The organism is Novosphingobium sp. GV079 (genome assembly GCF_003058045.1).
GTDB classification, from domain to species: Bacteria; Pseudomonadota; Alphaproteobacteria; order Sphingomonadales; family Sphingomonadaceae; genus Novosphingobium; species Novosphingobium capsulatum.
Genome location: NZ_QBUE01000001.1, coordinates 457,710 through 476,992, shown reverse-complemented (window position 1 = coordinate 476,992; position 19,283 = coordinate 457,710). Strand labels below are relative to the sequence as shown.

General features: G+C 66.3%; 14 protein-coding genes. 10 read left to right on the top strand and 4 right to left on the bottom strand.

The features are described 5' to 3' along the window. Window positions 1-541: 541 nt before the first annotated feature. The 4 genes from C8K14_RS01815 (at window position 542) to C8K14_RS01800 (ending at window position 7,431) form a co-directional block, all read left to right on the top strand. On the top strand, window positions 542-1,918 hold the full coding sequence (locus tag C8K14_RS01815; RefSeq protein ID WP_107715441.1) for a dienelactone hydrolase: 1,377 nt from the start codon (window positions 542-544) through the stop codon (window positions 1,916-1,918). Then, window positions 1,915-3,798 (top strand): sulfotransferase, encoded by a 1,884-nt coding sequence (locus tag C8K14_RS01810; RefSeq protein WP_107715440.1) that lies wholly within the window; start codon window positions 1,915-1,917, stop codon window positions 3,796-3,798. The genes C8K14_RS01815 and C8K14_RS01810 overlap by 4 nt, the downstream gene beginning before the upstream one ends. Window positions 3,799-3,937: 139 nt before the next feature. Beyond that, window positions 3,938-6,412 (top strand): TonB-dependent receptor, encoded by a 2,475-nt coding sequence (locus C8K14_RS01805; RefSeq protein ID WP_022678422.1) that lies wholly within the window; start codon window positions 3,938-3,940, stop codon window positions 6,410-6,412. 80 nt (window positions 6,413-6,492) lie between these two features. Beyond that, entirely contained in the window at window positions 6,493-7,431 is a 939-nt protein-coding gene (locus tag C8K14_RS01800; RefSeq protein WP_107715439.1) for a LysR family transcriptional regulator, read from the top strand. Between the two features lie 100 nt (window positions 7,432-7,531). Here the strand turns inward: C8K14_RS01800 and C8K14_RS01795 are convergent, their stop codons facing one another. From C8K14_RS01795 to C8K14_RS01780, 4 genes are all read right to left on the bottom strand, one after another. After that, a complete protein-coding gene (locus C8K14_RS01795) occupies window positions 7,532-8,419 on the bottom strand; it encodes a hypothetical protein (RefSeq protein ID WP_107715438.1) in 888 nt (295 codons plus the stop codon). Continuing rightward, window positions 8,416-9,408, bottom strand: a complete 993-nt coding sequence (locus tag C8K14_RS01790; protein WP_107715437.1) for an isopenicillin N synthase family oxygenase — start codon at window positions 9,406-9,408, stop codon at window positions 8,416-8,418. Before C8K14_RS01790 ends, C8K14_RS01795 begins: the two co-directional genes overlap by 4 nt. Window positions 9,409-9,486: 78 nt before the next feature. Further along, a complete protein-coding gene (locus C8K14_RS01785) occupies window positions 9,487-10,149 on the bottom strand; it encodes a TetR/AcrR family transcriptional regulator (RefSeq protein WP_231627601.1) in 663 nt (220 codons plus the stop codon). A 172-nt stretch (window positions 10,150-10,321) separates the two neighbouring features. After that, entirely contained in the window at window positions 10,322-11,539 is a 1,218-nt protein-coding gene (locus C8K14_RS01780) for an MFS transporter (protein WP_107715436.1), read from the bottom strand. Window positions 11,540-11,663: 124 nt separating this feature from the next. Between C8K14_RS01780 and C8K14_RS01775 the strand changes: the two genes are divergently transcribed. From C8K14_RS01775 to C8K14_RS01750, 6 genes are all read left to right on the top strand, one after another. Then, window positions 11,664-12,764, top strand: a complete 1,101-nt coding sequence (locus C8K14_RS01775; RefSeq protein ID WP_054131292.1) for a Gfo/Idh/MocA family protein — start codon at window positions 11,664-11,666, stop codon at window positions 12,762-12,764. Between the two features lie 14 nt (window positions 12,765-12,778). Next, entirely contained in the window at window positions 12,779-13,831 is a 1,053-nt protein-coding gene (locus tag C8K14_RS01770) for a sugar phosphate isomerase/epimerase (RefSeq protein ID WP_107715435.1), read from the top strand. Window positions 13,832-13,986: 155 nt separating this feature from the next. Continuing rightward, window positions 13,987-14,622: a gluconate 2-dehydrogenase subunit 3 family protein gene (locus C8K14_RS01765; RefSeq protein WP_107715434.1), complete on the top strand. Its 636-nt coding sequence runs from the start codon at window positions 13,987-13,989 to the stop codon at window positions 14,620-14,622. Window positions 14,623-14,642: 20 nt separating this feature from the next. Then, window positions 14,643-16,328: a GMC oxidoreductase gene (locus C8K14_RS01760; protein ID WP_107715499.1), complete on the top strand. Its 1,686-nt coding sequence runs from the start codon at window positions 14,643-14,645 to the stop codon at window positions 16,326-16,328. Between the two features lie 2 nt (window positions 16,329-16,330). Next, on the top strand, window positions 16,331-17,731 hold the full coding sequence (locus tag C8K14_RS01755) for an MFS transporter (RefSeq protein ID WP_107715433.1): 1,401 nt from the start codon (window positions 16,331-16,333) through the stop codon (window positions 17,729-17,731). Window positions 17,732-17,779: 48 nt separating this feature from the next. Continuing rightward, window positions 17,780-19,261 carry a PAS domain S-box protein gene (locus C8K14_RS01750; RefSeq protein WP_107715432.1) on the top strand — a complete coding sequence of 494 codons (1,482 nt, stop codon included), beginning with the start codon at window positions 17,780-17,782 and terminating at the stop codon, window positions 19,259-19,261. The last annotated feature ends 22 nt before the right edge of the window (window positions 19,262-19,283 follow it).

The following is a 19,283-nucleotide window of genomic DNA, read 5'->3' as shown; positions in this document are numbered from 1 at the left end:
CCCTGCGGCAGGTTCGGACTAGACACCCAGATCCTAATTCAGATCAGAGGCTTACGCCACTCCCGCCAACCCTTTGCCCCACCCTGATGAATAAGACGGGCTAGCCGCTTTTCTTGATATTCGATCCTTTTCGGGAACGGCAATTATCGCCACCAGCCTCCTCAAAGCTGCCTGTCCGTTCCCCACCATTTTTCGACGCTAAGCGCCGTTCCGGACACGGAGTCATAGCCGTCATTTCAATTTCGACGGTGGCCAATCTGACGTGCTCCCCTGATTGTTACCAGTCAGAGGTAGAGTCCGGCCCCCTTCATGATCCGACACCGTTCTCTGGTCAGCCACTTCACGGACGTCTACGGACGTCCGTGGAATGAGAGATGGTGCCCAGGGTGGGCAACGAATGGGTCGGGCGGCTGTTCCGCCAGCTTTTCCCGACGCAGGAATAACATGAAAGCACAGGCAATTGCCTATACGAGATAGCGTGCGAGCGAGGGGAGGGCATAGCATGGGGCCAAAGAATGCAGGGCAGCGCGCCAGGAGGATCATGACACAGGAAACCGAGAAAACCGGTACAGTCGGCGCCGGTGCGCGCCGGGCAAGGCGCCTGATGCGTGCCAGCGCGCTGCTGGGCCTTGCCATGCTGACTGCCGCCGCTGCGCCGCCTGCCAGCAATGCGCCGGGCAAGCCGGCCACAAGCCTGGATCAGCCAGAGCCCGGCCTGCCCGAACTGGCCGCGCCTGGCCCCTATGTACCGGGCACCATGACGCGCACGATCGTGGCCTCGGGGCAACTGGATGCGACGGCGTCGGTCGCGGCGGGGCAAGTCGTGCGCGGCACGCGCACCCTGCCGTTGCGCATCTGGTATCCCGCGCGCGGCGCAGCCGGGGCCCACACCGTGACTTATTCTGCCAGCCTGACGGCAGAGCCGCCGCAGCCGCCGGTGCACTTCACCATAGCCGGGCGCGCCGTGGCCGATGCGCCGGCGGCGGGCCAGGGCTTTCCGCTGGTGCTGCTCTCGCACGGGTTTGACAACGATCCGGTGATGCTGCGCTGGCTGGGCGAAAACCTGGCGAGCAAGGGCTATGTCGTGGTGGCCATCGCCCATCATGATGGGCCGATCACCGATCCGCGCGGCGCCGTGCCGATGATGCTGCGCCGCCCGCTCGATATCGTGCTGGCGCTGCAACGCCTGCGCGCAGGGCTACTGGGGCCGCTGGCCGATCCGGCGCAGGTGGCGCTGATCGGCTATTCGTTTGGTGGCTATGGCGTGTTGACCGCAGCGGGCGCCCGCCTCGATCCCACAGCTGCGTGGCTGGCGCGCATGCCGGCCGCCCTGCGCGCGGCCTATGCCGGCAATGGCCCGGCCGCGGCCGATCTGCGCGCCGATGGCATTGCTGCTGTCGTGGCGATTTCCCCGGCAGGCGGCGGGCCATCGCCGGTGTGGGGCGGCGGCCTGGCGCAAATCCATGCGCCGCTCATGGTGGTGACCGGAACGGCCGATCGCACGGTCGGCTTTGATCCCGGCCCTGCCACGATCTTTGCCGGCGCCACCGGCAGCGATCGCACCATGCTGGCGTTCGAGGGGGCCGGCCATTCCATCGGCACCGATCCCGCGCCGCTGCAGATGCGCCAGGCGTTGTGGGACATGGACTGGTTCGAAGATCCGGTGTGGCGCAAAGCGCGGCTCAACGGCATCAGCCTGCATTTCATCACCGCCTTCCTGGGCGTGCATCTCAAGCATCAGGCGGCGATGCAGGCCTATCTCACCGTGCCGGCCGAACGCTCTGACAGGGCGGGGTGGACTGGCCCTGCCACGCCCTATGCAGCGGTGAGCCAGGGGGGCGACAACCCCACCTGGAAAGGCTTTGTGCGCAACCATCAGGACGGCCTGATCCTGCGCCACCTGGCCCCCGCGCCATGAGCCTGGCGCGCGCCAAAGTCCTGCTGTCCAGCGATCCAGCGCAGGCCCGCGATCTGGCCCTGGCAGCCGGGCCGGGGCTCGAGGCGCGCTTTGTGGCGGCGGCTGCCATGCGCCGCGCCGGTGATGTCGCCGGCGCGCTGCGTCTGCTGGCGCCGCTGGCGCAAAGCACAGCCTGGGGCGTGCACTATGAACGCGGTGCTGCCCATGCCATGGCGGGGGAGGATGCCGCCGCGCTGGATGCTTTTAGTCTGGCCCATCGCTTCAACCCGCAATCGGCCATCGCGGCCCATGCCCTGGCCGGCCAGCACGCCGTGCTGGGCCAGGCGCTGCCCCCGGCGCTGGCGCAGGCACAGCACCAGATCGTGGCGCAGGGCCATGCGCTCGCGGGGATAGACCGCGTCGATCCATGCTGGCTGCGTCTGCTGGCGGCGGCAAGCCTGGCCCAGGGTGGGCAGGATGCCGCCGAAGAATTGCTGCTGGCTGCCCTGGCCCGCGCCCCGGCCTTTTCTGCCGCTGCGCTCGATCTCGCGCTGCTCTACGAACGGCAGCAGCGCGGGCCAGAGGCGCTGGCCCGGGTGGCGCCGCTCGCCGCTCGCCATCCCGGCAATCCGGCACTACACGGCCTCGTGGCGGCAGCGCAGCTGCATGGCGGCGATGTCGATGCCGCCCTCGCCGCGCTGGATGCGGCCCTGGCATTGTCGCCTCATGACGCCGGTTTTTGGCACGTGCGTGGCCATGCCCTGGCCGCAGCCGGCGATGTGGCCGGCGCGGTCTTGGCCTACCGCCGCGCGCTGGCGCTGCGACCCGATCAGGCAGAGCCGTGGTGGAGCCTGGCCAATCTCAAGACCTTCCGCTTTGCGCCCGAGGATCACGCCGCGATGACAGCGGCACTGGCCGCGCCGGGCCTGGCGCCGGCCCAGGCCGCGCATCTCCATTTCGCGCTGGGCCGCGCGCTGCTCGATGCGCAGGAGCCGGCCGGGGCAGTGGACCATCTGCACTGCGCCAATGCTCTGCGCCGCGCGCAGGTGCCGTTCGATATCGCCGCGCACGAGCGCTTTGTCGCCGATACGATCGCCGCCACTCCCGCGTCGTTTTTCGCCGCGCGCGCCACCTGCGGCGATCCGCGCCCTGGCCCGGTATTCATCGTCGGCCTGCCGCGCAGTGGGTCAACCCTGATCGAACAGATCCTGGCCAGCCACCCGGCGGTCGAAGGTCTTTCCGAGCTGGCCGATTTCACGCTGCTGGCGCGGCAATGGACCACGCGGCTGATCCGCGAAGGGCGCGCCCGCGATCGCGCGTCGGCACTGGCGGCACTGACCGCACCCGAAGCGCGCGCGCTGGGCGAAGCTTATCTGGCGCGGGTGGCGCGCGTGCGGCAGACCGATCGGCCGCTGTTCGTCGACAAGGCGCCGGGCAACCTGTTCAACCTGGCGCTGATCCGCGTGGCGCTGCCCCAGGCGCGCATCATCCACGTTTCGCGCGATCCCATGGCCTGTGGTTTCTCGCTTTATGCCCAGGATTTCGCGGACGGGCAGGGCTATAGCTATGATCTTGTCACGCTGGGCCGCTATTGTCGCGCCGCTGCCGCATTGGCCGCGCATATGCACAAGGGTTTGGGCCAGGCGATGACGGCGGTTGCCTACGAAGAACTCATTGACGACGCGGAAGGCACGGTGCGCCGCCTGCTGCGCCATTGCGGGCTGCCCTTTGCGCCTGAAACCCTGCGCTTTTTCGACAATCCGCGCGCCGTGCGCACGATCAGCGCGCAGCAGGTGCGCCAGCCGCTGCACCGCCAGGGCCTATCGCGCTGGCAGGCCTGTGCGCCCTGGCTTGGCCCGCTCGCCCAGGCGCTGGGCCTGGCGGATGACAAAATCCGATGAGCGCATGCGATTAACACAGTTGTTGCACGCCAGCTTGGTGCGAAGCTGGCAAGGCTCAAGACGAGTACCGGCCCAGACGCGGTCGAGCGGGTGGCGAGCGCCCGCACGGGGAGTCAAATCAGAAAGTGCGAGGGGTATAATGAACAATAGCGACCTCCTGTCCGCCATGCACCGTGCGCGCCTGTCCGCGCGGCTCCTGGCATCCACGGCCGTGGTCTCGGCCGCGATGCTGGCCACGGCGCCGGCCTGGGCCGATGAACAGGCCAGCCAGCCCAGCGGCAAGATCGAAGACATCGTCGTCACCGCCAGCCGTTCGGGCGCGGAATCGGTGCAGAAGGTGCCGATCGCGATTTCGGTGGTGAACGTCGACACGATCACCAAGTCTGGCCAGGGCAACCTGTCGGATCTGCAGCGCTTTGTCCCCTCGCTCTCGATCACCGAAAGCGCGCCGGGCTTCAACAAGTTCAACATGCGCGGCCTGTCGACCGGCGGCTATCGCACGTCTGACACCTCGGACCGCTCGCTCGTGGCGGTCTATCTCGATGATACGCCGATCTCGGTGCAGGGGCAGACGCCCGATCTCAAGGTCTATGACCTGGAACGCGTGGAAGTGCTGCGCGGACCTCAGGGTACGCTCTATGGCGCGGGCTCGATGGCCGGCACCGTGCGCTTCGTCACCGCCAAGCCGCGTGCCGACGAGGTATCCGGCTCGATCGAAGGCACTGCCGCTTCCACCGAACATGGTGCGGCCAGCGGCAGCGTGCGCGGCATGATCAACCTGCCGCTGGTGAAAGACCAGCTGGCCGTGCGCGCCAATGTCTATGTCGGCCGCGATGGCGGTTTCATCGACAATGTCGGCGCCTATGCCGGGCAGAACCGCAACAGCAACACCACCGAACAGGCACGCGTGGCCCTGCGCTGGACGCCCAGCACGGCTTTCACGTTCGACGCTGCGTTCACCTATGAACACAGCAAGGCCAATGGCCTTAACACCGGCATGAGCGGGTTGGCGGACTACACCACGTTCACCAATGGCCCGGAAGGCACCAGCGACAAGTTCCGCCTCTACCAGGCCTCGGGCGATTATGACCTGGGCGGCGTGCACCTGATCATCAGCGGCGCGCATACCGATCGCGATGTCGGCTACCTGGCCAGCACCGAGCCGACCATCGGCTATTTCTTCCAGGATTACAGCGGCGGTACGCTGCCGGTCAGCAGCACGACCTATCCGCTCTACAAGGCGCCGACCAGCTTTGATCCGGCGGTGAGCAAGCTGATCCCCTATGAACAGTATTCGATCAACCAGAAGATCAAGGACACCATGCTGGAAGCGCGCCTCGCTTCCGACAATACCGGCCCGGTGAAATGGACCGCCGGCGTGTTCTATGAAAAGCAGATCCGCCACCTGGTTCAGGATATTCCCGTCGCCGGGTTCGATACGCTGTCGTACATGAACTATTTCTATGGCCCGTTCCCGCAGACGGCCAATGGCCTCTATGATTCCAAGGCCGTGGACAAAGCGTTCAATTCCAATGACATCTTCTCGGGTCTTCAGGATACGGACGAACATCAGTTCGCCGCTTATGCCGATGCCACCTGGCACATCACCGACAAGCTCGATCTGTCGGGCGGCCTGCGCTACTTCAACTTTAAGGAAAAGTATTACCTGTTTGAAAGCGGCGTCTATGGCGTGATCAACCACGTGCCGCTCGAACAGAACGCCACGCTCAAGTCCAACGGCGTGAACCCGCGCGCCAATGTGTCGTATAAGGCCAGCCAGGACTTCATGGTCTATGCCGAGGTGGCCAAGGGCTTCCGCTATGGCGGGGCCAACCAGCCCGTGCCGATCGGCGACACCGGCATCTCGCAGACCTGCAAGAACAACCTGGCGTCCTATGGCTATTCCTCGGCGCCCAGCACGTTCGGCCCGGACAAGCTGTGGAACTATACCATTGGTGAAAAGGCGCGCCTGGCCGATGGCAAGGTGACGTTCAACGCCAGCGCGTTCTGGATCGACTGGAGCGACGTGCAAACGCGCCTGCTGCTCGATTGCTCGTACTTCTTCACCGACAACAAGGGCAAGATCCGCTCCAAGGGCTTGGAGCTGGAAACCACGGTGAAGCTCAGCCCGGAAATCACCTTCTCGGGCTTTGCCTCCTACACGGACTCGCGCGCCAACGGGAATATCCCCACGGTCGGCGCGTTTGACGGCAACCGCACGCCCTATTTCCCGCAATGGACCGCGTCGGCCTCGCTGTTCTACGATGCCAATGTCGGCACCGATCAGTCGATCCACCTGCGCGCCAGCTATCAATACCAGGGCGACCAGTTCACCACGTTCAACCCCTACAAGACCACGATCACCAATGGTCAGCTGGTGACCGATGGCCCCAGCGCAACCTATGCGCGCATCCCCGCGCAGAACAATGTCAGCGCGTCGATCAGCTATGACATCGGCCGCCTGGAAATCGGCCTGTTCGGCAACAACCTGATCAACGGCGTGAAGTATGTCGATGTGGCACGGGCGACCTATTACAAGGTCTATCAGCCGGGTGACCGCATCTCGTGGGCACGTCCCCGCACGATCGGCGTGCGCGCGCGCTACGCGTTCTGATGATGTGATTGGGGGGAAGCGGCTTGTGCCTGCTTCCCCCTGACATTGCCGCCGGCCGGGCCTTGGCATAGGGTTAGGCCATGCCGGCGCCCGATCCTTTGCTGCCCAATCCCTTGTTTGCCGCCCAGGTCGATTGGAACCTGCTGCGCCTGTTTGCCGATATCGTGAAGGCAGGCGGCATCGGCGCGGCGGCGCGCCGGCTCAACAAGCAGCAACCCACGATCAGCGCCGCGCTCAAGCGGCTGGAAGAGCACGCCGGCGCGCGCCTGCTGCATCGCAGTGCCAGCGGCGTGGAACTGACCGCAGCCGGCCGCGCGCTTTATCTGCTGTGCGAAGACATGGCTCAGGCCGCGCGCGCCGCGCCGCATCGCATTTCCCAGGCGCTGCGGCAGGTCGAAGGGCTGGCGCGCATCCAGGTGGTGTCCTCGATCGTGTCCCCAGCGTTTGATGCCGCGATTGCCAGCCTGCATGCCCGCCACCCCGCGATCCGCATCGAAATCCGCGTCTCGCCCTGGCGCAACGTGCTCGATGTGTTGGAACGCGGCGAGGCGGAACTGGGCGTGGGCACCGACAGCGGCGTGCGCGCCGGGCTGACCTACGAGCCGCTGTTCACCGAAACCCAGCAGCTCTACTGCGCGCGCAGCAGCCCGCTCTACGGCACGCGCGTCGCGACCATGGCCAGCCTGCGGGAACAAGGTTTCGTGCTGACCGGGCAGGACGAGGTCGACACCATTACCCACCTGCGCCAGCGCTATCGCCTCGGCACGGTGCTGACGGGCCTGGCCGAGGATATTCACGAGGCGCTGCGCCTGATCCGGCTGGGCACCGGCATCGGCTTCCTCCCCACCCTCGCCGCCGCGCCGGCCGTGGCGAGCGGGGACTTGTGGCCGCTGCTGCACGACGACCTGGCGCCATCCTATCCGATGTACCTGCTCACCCGCCAGGCGCCCGAGCGCGGCACGCCGGCGCAGCTGTTCCTCGAGGAGATCACCGGCCACCTACGCGCGCGGGAGGTCTAGGTAGCAAGGCAGCGGGACCCCGGATCAAGTCCGGGGTAACGAAAAATCATATATTACATGCACCTACGTCACCCCGGACTTCATCCGGAGTCCCGCTTTCTCAACGCAAAACCCGCGCATTGCGCTCCAGATGCTCGCGTTCAGCCTCCAGCCAGGCTTGCCCCCCGGACGTGGTGGGCGTCTGCGTGACAAATGCAAACACCGGCTCGTGCACATCGAGGCTATAAACCAGCGTGCAGGCCATGCCGTCGATCGTGCAGTGCTGGTGCACCTGGCCATCGGCCTCAACGGCGAAGTCCCTCTGGAGCAGCCGTTCCCCGTGCCGCGCCGGGACGGTGGTGTGGGTGATGTGCGCGCCGTCGATCGCGACCGAGACTTCGTAGCTGGCGATCTGTGCTGCGCTGGCGATGCCCTGGGCCAAGGCGTGGTCCAGGCTGGGCGTGGTGGCCAGCGCGGCGTCGATGGCCGGCAGGCGTGATCGCGCGAGGGCCATGTGCGCGCCGGCCACGATCAGCCCGCCGTCCATGGCATGGTCTGTCCCGGTCGCATGCTCGCGCAGCAGATGCAGCCGCAGCCCAAGCAGCGGGCCAGGCGCGGCGAGTTGCCGCCAATCCTCGACATAGGCACCCGATGGCGCAAACTCGAGCACGCTGTTGCCGATGAACGCCAGGCGCGCCGGTTCGGGCCACTGGTTGCGCGGTTGATAGCTGCGCGCCACCGACCACGACATTTCGCCGCGCTGCGCATCCCACAGCGTGTCACCCACCCAGCCCTGGCGGTGGGTCAGTGCGGTGTCGTTGCCTCCGGGCAATCGCACGTCGAGCGTGAAGCTGCGTGACTGGAACCAGTAGACCGGCGTTACCTCGTCAGTCAGCCCGGTGCAGAAGGTGATGCTCTTGCGCCGGAACGCGCCGAGCAGGTGGCGTGGAAACGGCACCGTGCCCAGCGGCCGAGGCGGCAGCGCGGCCAGCAGATCGGCAACTTTCATGCACCCGCCTCTGGCCGGCCGAACGAGGCCAGCGGCACTGGATCGTTGAGCGCCAGGTCGCCGCGCGCAATGCGCTGCTTGAGATAGGCGAAGGTCTGCGCCGTCTGGTTGAACAGGTATTCCCCGCCCTTGATCGGGCGATACCGCGGGGCTTCGCCGCGCACCACCGGGGCGATGACGTGATCGTAATCGCACGAGCAGAACAGCGGGAAGGAATAGCGCTCCTGCGCCACGGTCTTCACCCGGTGCTTGGTGGCCAGATAGCGGCCGTTGGACATGATCTCCATCATGTCGCCTACATTCATGATCAGCGCGCCATCGATCAGCGGCACATCGAACCAGGCGCCGTGCCGATCCACCACCTGCAACCCCGGCGCGGTAACGTGCAGCAAGGTGAAGCATTCGTAATCGGTGTGCGCGCCAATCCCTGGGCGGTCTTGCGCGGCGGGATCATGCGGATAGTGGATCAGCCGCAACTGGCTGGGCGGGTGGCGCAGGTGCGCGTCGAAATGGGTTTCATCAAGGCCCAGCGCCAGGGCAAAGGCGCGGAACAGCTGGTGGCTGATCCCGGTAAGATGGGCATACCAGGCTTGCACATCGGCGCGAAAGCCGGGCATCGCCGGCCACAGGTTTGGCCCCAGCAGCGGGCGGCGCTCGCTGCCGTGATAGTCTATGTTGATGTCATAGGCTTCCTTGAGGTCGGGCGGGCCGCTGCCGAACTGCTCCTCGCCCACCGGCACATAGCCGCTGTGGTTGTGCGACAGGCCGATATAGCCTTGCATCTTGGTGGCGAGATCCTGCGCGAAATAGTCCTGCGCCCGCGCCACCAGCCGCGCGCGCAGCCCGGCGTCGATCTGCGATCCGGTGACGTAGAGAAACCCCGCCTCGACACAGGCGCGGTCCAGTTCGTGTGCCACGGCCAAGCGATCGGCGCGGTCCGGGCTTTGCAGGCGGGAGATATCGACGAGGGGCAGGGCGTGATCGGGCATGGCCGATCTTCTTCCCCTTCTGCCTGCCGCACGCCAGCCGGCAAATGCCGATGCCGGCCATCAATCTGGTCTATGGGCTCAGGCCGCCGCGAAATAGGCGGTGCACATCCGCCCCAGCTCGCGCTTGAGCACGTTCCAGTCATAGTTGGTGACCGACTCGCTGCTCGAACCCAGGCTCAACTGGCGGGCAAGGGTGGCAAAGATGATGTGGTGCGCGGCCTTGGCGCACATTTCCGGGTCTGGCCCGGCAATTTCATCGCGATAGCGCATGAACGCCGCCAGCGCCTTTGATTCGGCGAGCAGCGCGGCGCGCTTGCCCAGCGCGGAAATGGGCGGGTCGTGCTCGGCCCGCATCATCGTCAACCGCAGCAGCGGCGCGTTGCGGCGCAGCACTTCGGAATAGGCCTCGACATAGTGGGGCACGAATTCCTTGAGCGTGGCGCACGAGGCGGCCAGCGCGGCCTGCATCGTGTCTTCTTCCTGCGCCAGCGTCTGCGTCGCGCGATAGAGCACGGCGCGCACCAGGCTGTCCTTGTTCTCGAACCGCAGGTAGATCGACCCGATCGAGACCTTGCCCCGGCTGCTCACTTCCTGAAGGGTGAAATCCTCGTTGCCGCGCTCCACCATCAGGGTTCGCGCGGTGGCCAGCATGCGCTCGAGCGAGGCCTTGCTGCGCCCCTGCAACGGCGCACGGCCCATGGATTCAAGCGACAATTCGACGGCATCCGCCAAGGCGGACATGTCCTGCGGCATCAAGGCAACCCCATGCTGGCACACGCTGAAACGGCGCGCGCATCCCTCTGCGCCTTAAAGGCATTTGTGGCGAACGCCAACCGGCCTGTCATACCGCTGCCACAGGACGCCGCCAGGCTTGGCTCAAGCTCAAGCCCGGCGCGCCGCGTGGCTGCCGCGCTCAAGCGGGCTGCAACGCTGCTGGCCGGCGCAGGCCCAGGACGCCGCCCGCAATGGCGGCGATCAGCGCGACCACGCCGGCGACCAGGAACGCCCCCTGCATCGATCCCGCACCGCGCGCCACCAGGCCCACCACGATCGGGGAGACGGCCTGGCCCAGGAAGAAGCAGCTGGTCCACACCCCCATGCCCCGGCCGCGATGGCGGAACGAGAACTTGGTCTGCGCCCAGGCGATCAGCGCCGGCACGGCCATGCCCGCGCCGGTCTGCTGCACCGCCAGCGCCAGCTGCATTTCCAGGATCGAATGCGCCAGGCCCACGCCGCCCAGGCCCAGGGCGAACAGCAGCAGGAACGTGGCGATCTGCACCGCATTGCCAAAGCGCGAGACGATGCGGAACAGCACCGATCCGGCCAGGATGAAGAAGCTGGGCACGAACGTGGCCTTGCTGACCGCCATCGGGTTGGTCACGCCCACTTCCGCCCAGGCGATGCTGCCATTGACGATGAACACGTAATAGAGAACCGAGCAGAACAGCGTCAGCCCGCCGACAAGAAAGGCGGTGCCGAACGGGAACGGCCCATCTGCTGCGGGCACAGCCGGCGTTCCGGCCTGCAGCGTCTTGGCCTGCGGATGTTCGGGCTCGAAAATGCACAGGTACATCGCGACAAAGATCGGCAGGGCGATGAGATAGACCAGGAAGCTGCCGTTCCAGCGCCATGCCGCCACCGCCGCCACCAGCAGGAACAACAGCGACTGGAATGCCGGCCCAACCAGGCCTTGCAGCATCAGCCAGTTGCGGCGCTGACCGTCTTCCCAATAATCCGCGATCAGGGTGTTGACGATGGTGAGGATGCCGGCCTCGCACACGCCCAGCAGCAGGCGCGTGGCAAAGATCGCGTCAAGGTTTTCCAGGAAGAACGGCAAGGTGCCGACGATACCGTAGAAAAACGTGCAGATCAGCAGCAGCGGCCGGCGGCCAAAGCGGTCGGCGAACAGCCCGGCAAACGGCGCCAGCACGGCAATGGCATAGCCGGGTGCGGTGACCATGGCCGGCACGCGGATGGCGGCATCGGGCACGTTCTTGAAATGGGTGATCATCGCGGCAACCACCGGGAACATCGCGATGATGGCAAAGACCGGCAGGAAGCCCGCCACGATCATCGTGGCGCCCTGGGGCTTGAGCGTGAGCGAGCCGTAAAACTTGCGGGCGAGCTGCATTCGATATTCTCCCGTCGGGGCCGTTCAGCCGCGGCCATTCCTGCTTGACGACGCAGGCCCTATCAAACTAGAATTTGGATTACAAACGAAACTGCGCGGGGAGAGTGACTTGCAGCGTCTGCGAATGGGCATGATCGGGGGTGGGCCAGGCGCCTTCATCGGGCCGGTGCACCGCTATGCGGCGGAAATGGACCGTGAGATCGAGCTGGTTGCCGGGGTTTTCTCCAGCGATGCCGCGCGTGGCAAGGCTGCCGCCGATGTCTACCGCGTCGATCCGGAACGCGCCTATCCCACGCTTGAGGCGATGTTCGCCGCCGAACGCGAGCGGGCCGATGGCATCGATTTCGTGGCGATCGTCTCGCCCAATCACCACCACCTGCCCGCCGCCCGCGCGGCGCTGGCCGCAGGCTTGCCGGTGATGACCGACAAGCCGCTGACCGCCACGCTGGACGAGGCAGACGAACTGGCTGGCCTGGTGCGCGCCGCCGGGCTGCCGTTCGGCGTCACCTATACCTATTCCGGCTATCCCCTGGTGCGCGAGGCGCGGGCGCGGGTGGCGTCTGGCGCGCTTGGCACCGTGCGCAAGATCGTGGTGGAATATCCCCAGGGCTGGCTTGCGACAGAGGCCACCGGCAAGCAGGCCGAATGGCGCGTCGATCCCGCGCGCGCCGGGCTGGGCGGCTGCATCGGCGACATTGGGGTTCACGCGTTTCACCTGGCTGAATTCATCAGCGGGCTGAAAGTCGTCTCGCTACTGGCCGATCTGGGCACTGTGGTGCCGGGCCGCGCGCTGGATGATGACTGTACGGTGCTGCTGCGTTTCGACAATGGCGCGCGCGGCGTGCTGCTGGCCAGCCAGATCGAAGTGGGCGAGCGCAACGGCCTGCGCATCCGGCTCTATGGCGATCGCGGCGGGCTGGCCTGGCGCCAGGAAACGCCCAACATGCTGGAACTGACCAAGCTGGACGGGCGCACCGAGATCGTTCACGCTGGCAGTGGCCAGTTGGGCCCCGATGCCCTGGCCCGCACGCGCACGCCGGCTGGCCATCCCGAAGGCTATCTCGAGGCCTTTGCCAATCTCTATCGCGATTTTGCCGCCCAGCTGCGGGGCGAACCTGCGCCGTTGCTGCCCGGCCTGGACGATGGGCTGCGCGGCATGGCGTTCATCGCCACTGCCGTTTCTGCCAGCCGCGCCGGTGCCGGCTGGGTGCCCCTGACTGTTTGACGGAGCCTGACACCATGAAGACCATCAAGGGGCCGGGCATTTTCCTGGCCCAGTTCGCCGGCGACGCCGCCCCGTTCAACAGCCTGGATGCGATCGGCACCTATATGGCCGGGCTGGGCTACAAAGGCGTGCAGATCCCCAGCTGGGACAAGCGCCTGTTCGATCTCGACCTTGCTGCGGAAAGCCAGACCTATTGCGACGAGGTGAAAGGCATGCTGGCTGACAAGGGGCTGGCGATCACCGAGCTTTCCACCCATTTGCAGGGACAGTTGGTCGCGGTGCATCCCGCGTTCGATGCGCAGTTTGACGCCTTTGCCCCGGCTGCCGTGCATGGCAACCCGGCCGCGCGCCAGGCCTGGGCGGTGGACCAGGTGAAGAAGGCGGCGATCGCCAGCCGGCGCCTGGGCCTGTCGGCCCATGCCACCTTTTCCGGGGCACTGGCCTGGCCCTATTTCTATCCCTGGCCGGCGCGCCCAGCGGGGCTGGTCGAGGATGCGTTTGACGAACTGGCGCGACGGTGGAAGCCGATCCTGGATGTGTTCGAGGACAATGGCGTTGATGCCGCCTATGAAATCCATCCCGGTGAAGACCTGCACGATGGCGTGACGTTCGAGATGTTCCTGGAACGCACCGGCAACCATCCGCGCGCCAAGATCCTCTATGATCCCAGCCACTTCGTGCTGCAGTGCCTGGATTACCTGGCCTACATCGACATCTATCACGAACGCATCGCCTGCTTCCACGTCAAGGATGCCGAATTCCGCCCCAACGGCCGCAGCGGCGTCTATGGCGGCTATCAGGCCTGGGTCGATCGGCCCGGCCGGTTTCGCAGCCTGGGCGATGGGCAGGTCGATTTCCCCGCGATCTTTTCCAAGATGGCGCAATACGATTTCGCCGGCTGGGCCGTGCTGGAATGGGAATGCGCGCTCAAGCATCCCGAACAGGGCGCGGCCGAAGGCGCCCCGTTCATTGCCCGCCACATCATTCGCGTGACCGAGCATGCGTTTGATGATTTCGCCGCGGGTGGGGCCGATCGCGCGCTCAATCGCCAGCTGATGGGCTTTTGAGCGCGCCACGATCAAGTGCCTGTCATGCAAGCGTTTGCCCATTTGTGTCGGCGGGGCAGGCTTGACAGGCACGATGCAGAACAATAATTGAAATTCTAATTAAACGGGCGCACGTGCCGCGCTGGCGCCCGCACGATCGCACACCGGGAGGATGCATGACTGTCGCCGCCGATTCTCCACATCCAGCCGATACGGGATGGCAGCGCCGGGATTTCCTCGCCGGGTTGGTGTTGCTGGGCCTTGCCGTTGGGCCGGCCGCTGCAGCCGTCGCTGCTTCTGCGCCGCAGGACGCGAACATCGTGCGCTACCAGGGCCTGATGCGCGATGTGGCACAGATCGTCATTCCGCGTACCGACACGGCGGGCGCGGGGGATGTGGGCGCAGGCGCTTTCGTCTTGCTGGGCCTGGCGCACGGGCTGGGCGGCGCGCACCAGCCGGTGACCACACCGGGGCTGGAGGGCTTTTCCAGCGCCGATGGACGGTTTGACCATGCGCGCTGGCTGGCTCTCGAACTCGATCGCCGCGCCGGCGGTGATTTTGCCCATGCCGGTTTGCCGGCGCGGCAGGCGGCCGTGGCGGGCCTGGATCGCGATGCCTTTGCCGACGCGCCGCTGGCGCAGCCCTGGCACACGATCAAGAACCTTGTCCTTACAGGCTATTACACCTCGGAAATCGGCGGTTCCAAGGAACTCAACTATGAACTCGTGCCCGGCCGGTGGGACCCCGACGTGCCCGTGACGCCCACCACGCGCGCCTATTCCAGCGACTGGACGGCGATCGACTTCGGCTGATGAGCAGACAGGATTATCCCATGAATTTCGATGCAATTGTGGTGGGCTCGGGGATCAGCGGCGGCTGGGCGGCCAAGGAGCTGACCCAGGCCGGGCTCAAGGTGCTGATGATCGAGCGGGGGCGCGAGATCCGGCACCAGCAGGACTATGACACCGAGATGAAGGCGCCGTGGGAGATGCCGTTCCGCGGGGAGGGCGATACCGCCCTGTACGAGCGCGAATATCCCGTGCAGATGCTCAACCGCCATTTCAACGAATTTACCGAAGGCCACTTCGTCAACGACGCGCAGAACCCCTATCAGACCGGGGACGGCACCGATTTCACCTGGTTTCGCAGCTATCAACTAGGCGGGCGCTCGCTCACCTGGGGGCGGCAGTGCTATCGCTGGTCAGACTATGACTTTGGCGCCAATGCGCGCGACGGGCATGGCACCGATTGGCCGATCCGTTATGCCGATCTGGCGCCGTGGTATGACAAGGTCGAGCGCTTCGTGGGCGTTTCGGGTGCGCACGAAGGCCTCAAGCAATTGCCCGATGGGCAGTTCCAGCCGCCCATGGCGCTCAACGTGGTGGAACAGCACGCCCGCGCCGAAATCGCCAAGCGCTGGCCCGAACGCTGCCTGACCGTGGGGCGGACCGCCAACCTGACCGAGGCCAAGACCGAGGAAGGGCGCGCGCCGTGCCAGTATCGTTCGATCTGCGCGCGCGGCTGCTCGTATGGCGCCTATTTCTCCACGCAATCGAGCACGTTGCCTGCCGCGATGGCCACCGGCAACCTGACCGTGATCACCGACGCCGTGGTAGAGGCGGTGGATTTCGATCCCGCGACCCAGCGCGCGCGCGGCGTGCGCTATTTCGATACCAAGGCCCGCGTGCACAAGACCGTGAGCGCGCGGCTGGTGTTCCTCAACGCCGGTGCGTTCAATTCGGTGCACGTGCTGCTCAATTCCGCCACCGATGCCATGCCGCAGGGCCTGGCCAATTCCAGCGGCGTGCTGGGCACGCACATCATGGACCACGCCAATACCCTCTCGGCCGCGGCGATCATGCCGGGGTTCGAGGGCCATACCTCGTTCGGCAATCGCCCGACCGGCATCGTCATCCCGCGCTACCGCAACATGGACACGCTGGACGGCATTGGCCACACGCGCGGCTATTCGTTCCAGGGTGGCGCGCTGCAAAGCACGTGGACGCAGGGCAAGCGGCTGGCGGGCACCGGCACCGATTACAAGAACACGCTGCGCAAGCCCGGGCCGTGGCGCATGGTGTTGGTGACCTTTGCCGATTGCGTGCCGCGGCCGACCAACCGCCTCACGCTTGATCGCGCCAAGACCGACGCCAATGGCCTGCCGCAGCTCAAGGTGGACTTTGCCTATGGCAAGGAAGAGCATGCCGCCCTTGCCCAGGCCAAGGCCGATGCAGCCGAAATGCTGACGGCGGCCGGCGGCCATGTGATCATGGGCTTTGACCGGCCGGGCGCGGGCGGCAGTTCCATCCACGAGATGGGCGGCGCGCGCATGGGCCGCGATCCCAAGACCAGCGTGCTCAATCAGTGGAGCCAGGCCCACGACGTGGCCAACCTGTTCGTCACCGATGGCGCGCAGATGAGCTCTTCGGCATCCCAGAACCCGTCGCTCACCTATATGGCCTTGACCGCGCGCGCGGCCGATGCCGCCGTATCGATGTTGCGCGAAGGCAAGATCTGAGCGTGATCGACCCCCATAGCCTGACCCACCGCCAAAAGACCCTTGCGCTTGCCACCCTGATCATTGCCCTGGTGCTCGAGATCGTCGACATGACGATCGTCAACACCGCGTTGCCGGCGATCAAGGCCAGCCTGGGTGCCGATGCCCAGGCATCGCAGTGGATCGTGGCGGGCTATTCGCTGGCCTTTGCCGTGCTGCTGATGGCTGGCGGGCGGCTGGGGGATACCTTTGGCTATCGCCGCATGTTCCTGGTGGGGGTTACCGGTTTTACCCTGGCATCGGCCGCCTGTGGGCTGGCGCATACCGGCACTGCCCTGGTGGCGGCGCGCCTGTTGCAGGGCGCGACCGGGGCGGTGATGGCGCCCCAGGCGATGGCCATGGTGCAGGTGATGTTTTCCCCGCTGGAGCGGGTGTCGCGCATGGCGCTGTTCGGCGTGATCGGCGGGCTTGCCGCCATTGCCGGGCCGGTGCTGGGCGGCCTGCTGATCGAGGCCAACCTGTTCGATCTGGGCTGGCGCGCGGTATTCTTGATCAACCTGCCGGTGGGGGTGGGCGCGGTGATCGCCGGGCTGGTATTCCTGCCCGAGGCGCGTTCGGGCCGGCCGGCGGGGTATGACCTGGTGGGCATGGCGCTGTTCGGCCTGGCCATGGCGGCGCTGCTCCATCCGCTGATCGGCGCGGCGGAAACCGGGCATGGCGGCGCCATGCTGTGGCCACTGGTGGCGGTGGTGCCGTTGGGCGTGCTCGCCTGGCGCCACGCCGGCAAACGCGTGGGTGCCGGGCGGCCGGCGCTGTTCGATCCGGCGCTGTTCAGCATCGCCAGCTTTCGCCAGGGGCTGGCGCTGGCCATCGTGTTCGGCGCGGTGGGCGCGGGCTTTCTGCTGGTCTTTGCCTTTGCCATGCAGGCCGAACGCGGCCAGACGCCGCTGTTCACCGGGCTGCTCCACGTGCCTTATGGGCTTGGCGCGATGTTCGGCATCGGGGTGATGAGCCGCAATCTGCTGCCCCGCCTCGGCCGTTGGGTGCTGGTGCTGGGTGCAGGCGTGATGTTGCCGGCAACCGCGCTGGTGCTATGGGGGATTACCATGGCGCACTTGCCCTGGCTTGCCGTGGGGCTGTGCCTGATGCTGGCAGGCGCAGGCATGGGCATGACCTCGGGTTGCGTCGGCCCGGTGGTGGTCTCGCGCGTCGATCGCGATCATGCCGGGGCGGCCAGCGCGCTGTTGAAGACCAGCCAGCAGTTTGGCGCGGCATTGGGCGTGGCCCTGGTCGGCAGCCTTTATTTTGCCGCCGGCGCAAGGGCATTCGCCCCGCCCGCCATGGCCGCCCTGGCCGTGATCGCGGCATTGCAACTGGCGTGCATCGGCCTTGCCTGGCGCCTGCCGCACCGGCTGTTCGACTAGGCCGAAAAACGCCGGGATCGGCCTGCGCCCTGGGGCATTGAAGCGCCCATGGACAAACAAGCGGCAGACCCGTCGATCGAGCAGGAGCGCCTGCGCCACATCATTGGCGGCCTGAGCGAGGGGGTGCTGCTGGTTGACGCGGAGCAGCGCATCGTCTGGGCCAACCCCGCAGCCCTTGTCATGCATGGCGTGGAACGGCTGGCAGATCTGGGCGCGGACGTTGACGATTATCGCCGCCGCTTCCAGCTGCGCTATCGCAACAACCACCGCCTGGAGCGCGGTGACTATCCGCTCGATCGCGTGATCGCCGGCGAGGCGTTCGACGAGGTGGTGGTCGAGGTAATCCCGCAAGGCGAGGACGAGCCGCGCTGGATCCACCAGATCCGCAGCCTGATCCTGTCGGACGCTGGCGGCACGCCCGATCTGCTGGTGCTGATCATCCAGGACGTATCCTTGCGGTATGAAGCAGAGCTGCGCTTTGAAAGGGCGTTCAACGTCAACCCCGCGCCGGCGGTGATCATGCGGCTGTCTGACCTGCGCTATGTCAAGGTCAACCAGGGTTTCCTCGATCTGACCGGCTACCAGAAGGACGAAGTGCTGGGCCGCACGCTCTATGAGATCGACGTGCTCAAGGACGCGGCCGATATCGACACGGCCAAGGAGCGCATCCGCGAAGCGCGCACCGTGCCGCAGATGCAGGCCGATTTGGAATTGCCCGATGGCGGGCGCAAGCTGGTGATCGTGGCCGGGCAACCGGTGGACCTGGGCGACGAGCCCTGCATGCTGTTCTCGTTTGCCGACCTGGAGCCGCGCCGCCAGGCCGAAAACGAACTGCGCCACAGCGAAGAACGCTTTGTCACCACGTTCCGCCTCGCGCCGGTGGCCATGGCGATCACCACGCGCGGCGATCACACGCTGTGCGATACCAACGATGCGTTCCACCAGTTGACCGGGTGGTCATCGGACGAGGCGATGGGCAAGACCATGCCCGCGCTCAAGCTGTGGGCCGATGCCACGTTCCTGCCGTCGGTGGCCGAGCAACTGGTCGAACGCAGCGCCTTTCGCGGGCGCGATGCGCAAGTACGCGGCAAGGATGGCGGGGTAACCGACTGCCTGGTTTCGGCCGCAGCCATTCCACTGCGGCGTGATACCTGCACGCTTTGGGTGATCCAGGACATTCACGAACGCCGCCACAGCGAGCTGGAACTGATCGGCGCGATCGAGGCGGTGATGAAGGACACCAACTGGTTCAGCCGCACCGTGGTGGAAAAGCTCGCCAACCTGCGCGCCCCGCACGGCAGCGAGCGCCCTGCCGAAACCAGCGAATTGACCCGGCGCGAAAAGGAAGTGCTCAGCCTGCTGTGCGAAGGCGGCGACGATGCCACGATCGCCCGCGAAATGGGCGTCTCGCGCAACACGCTGCGCAACCACGTGGCGCGGGTCTATGCCAAGATCGGCGTCAACCGCCGGGCGCAAGCGGTGCTGTGGGCACGCGAGCGCGGCTACCCGCTGCAGCGCCCGATCCGCTGACTCAAAGGATAGCGGGACCCCG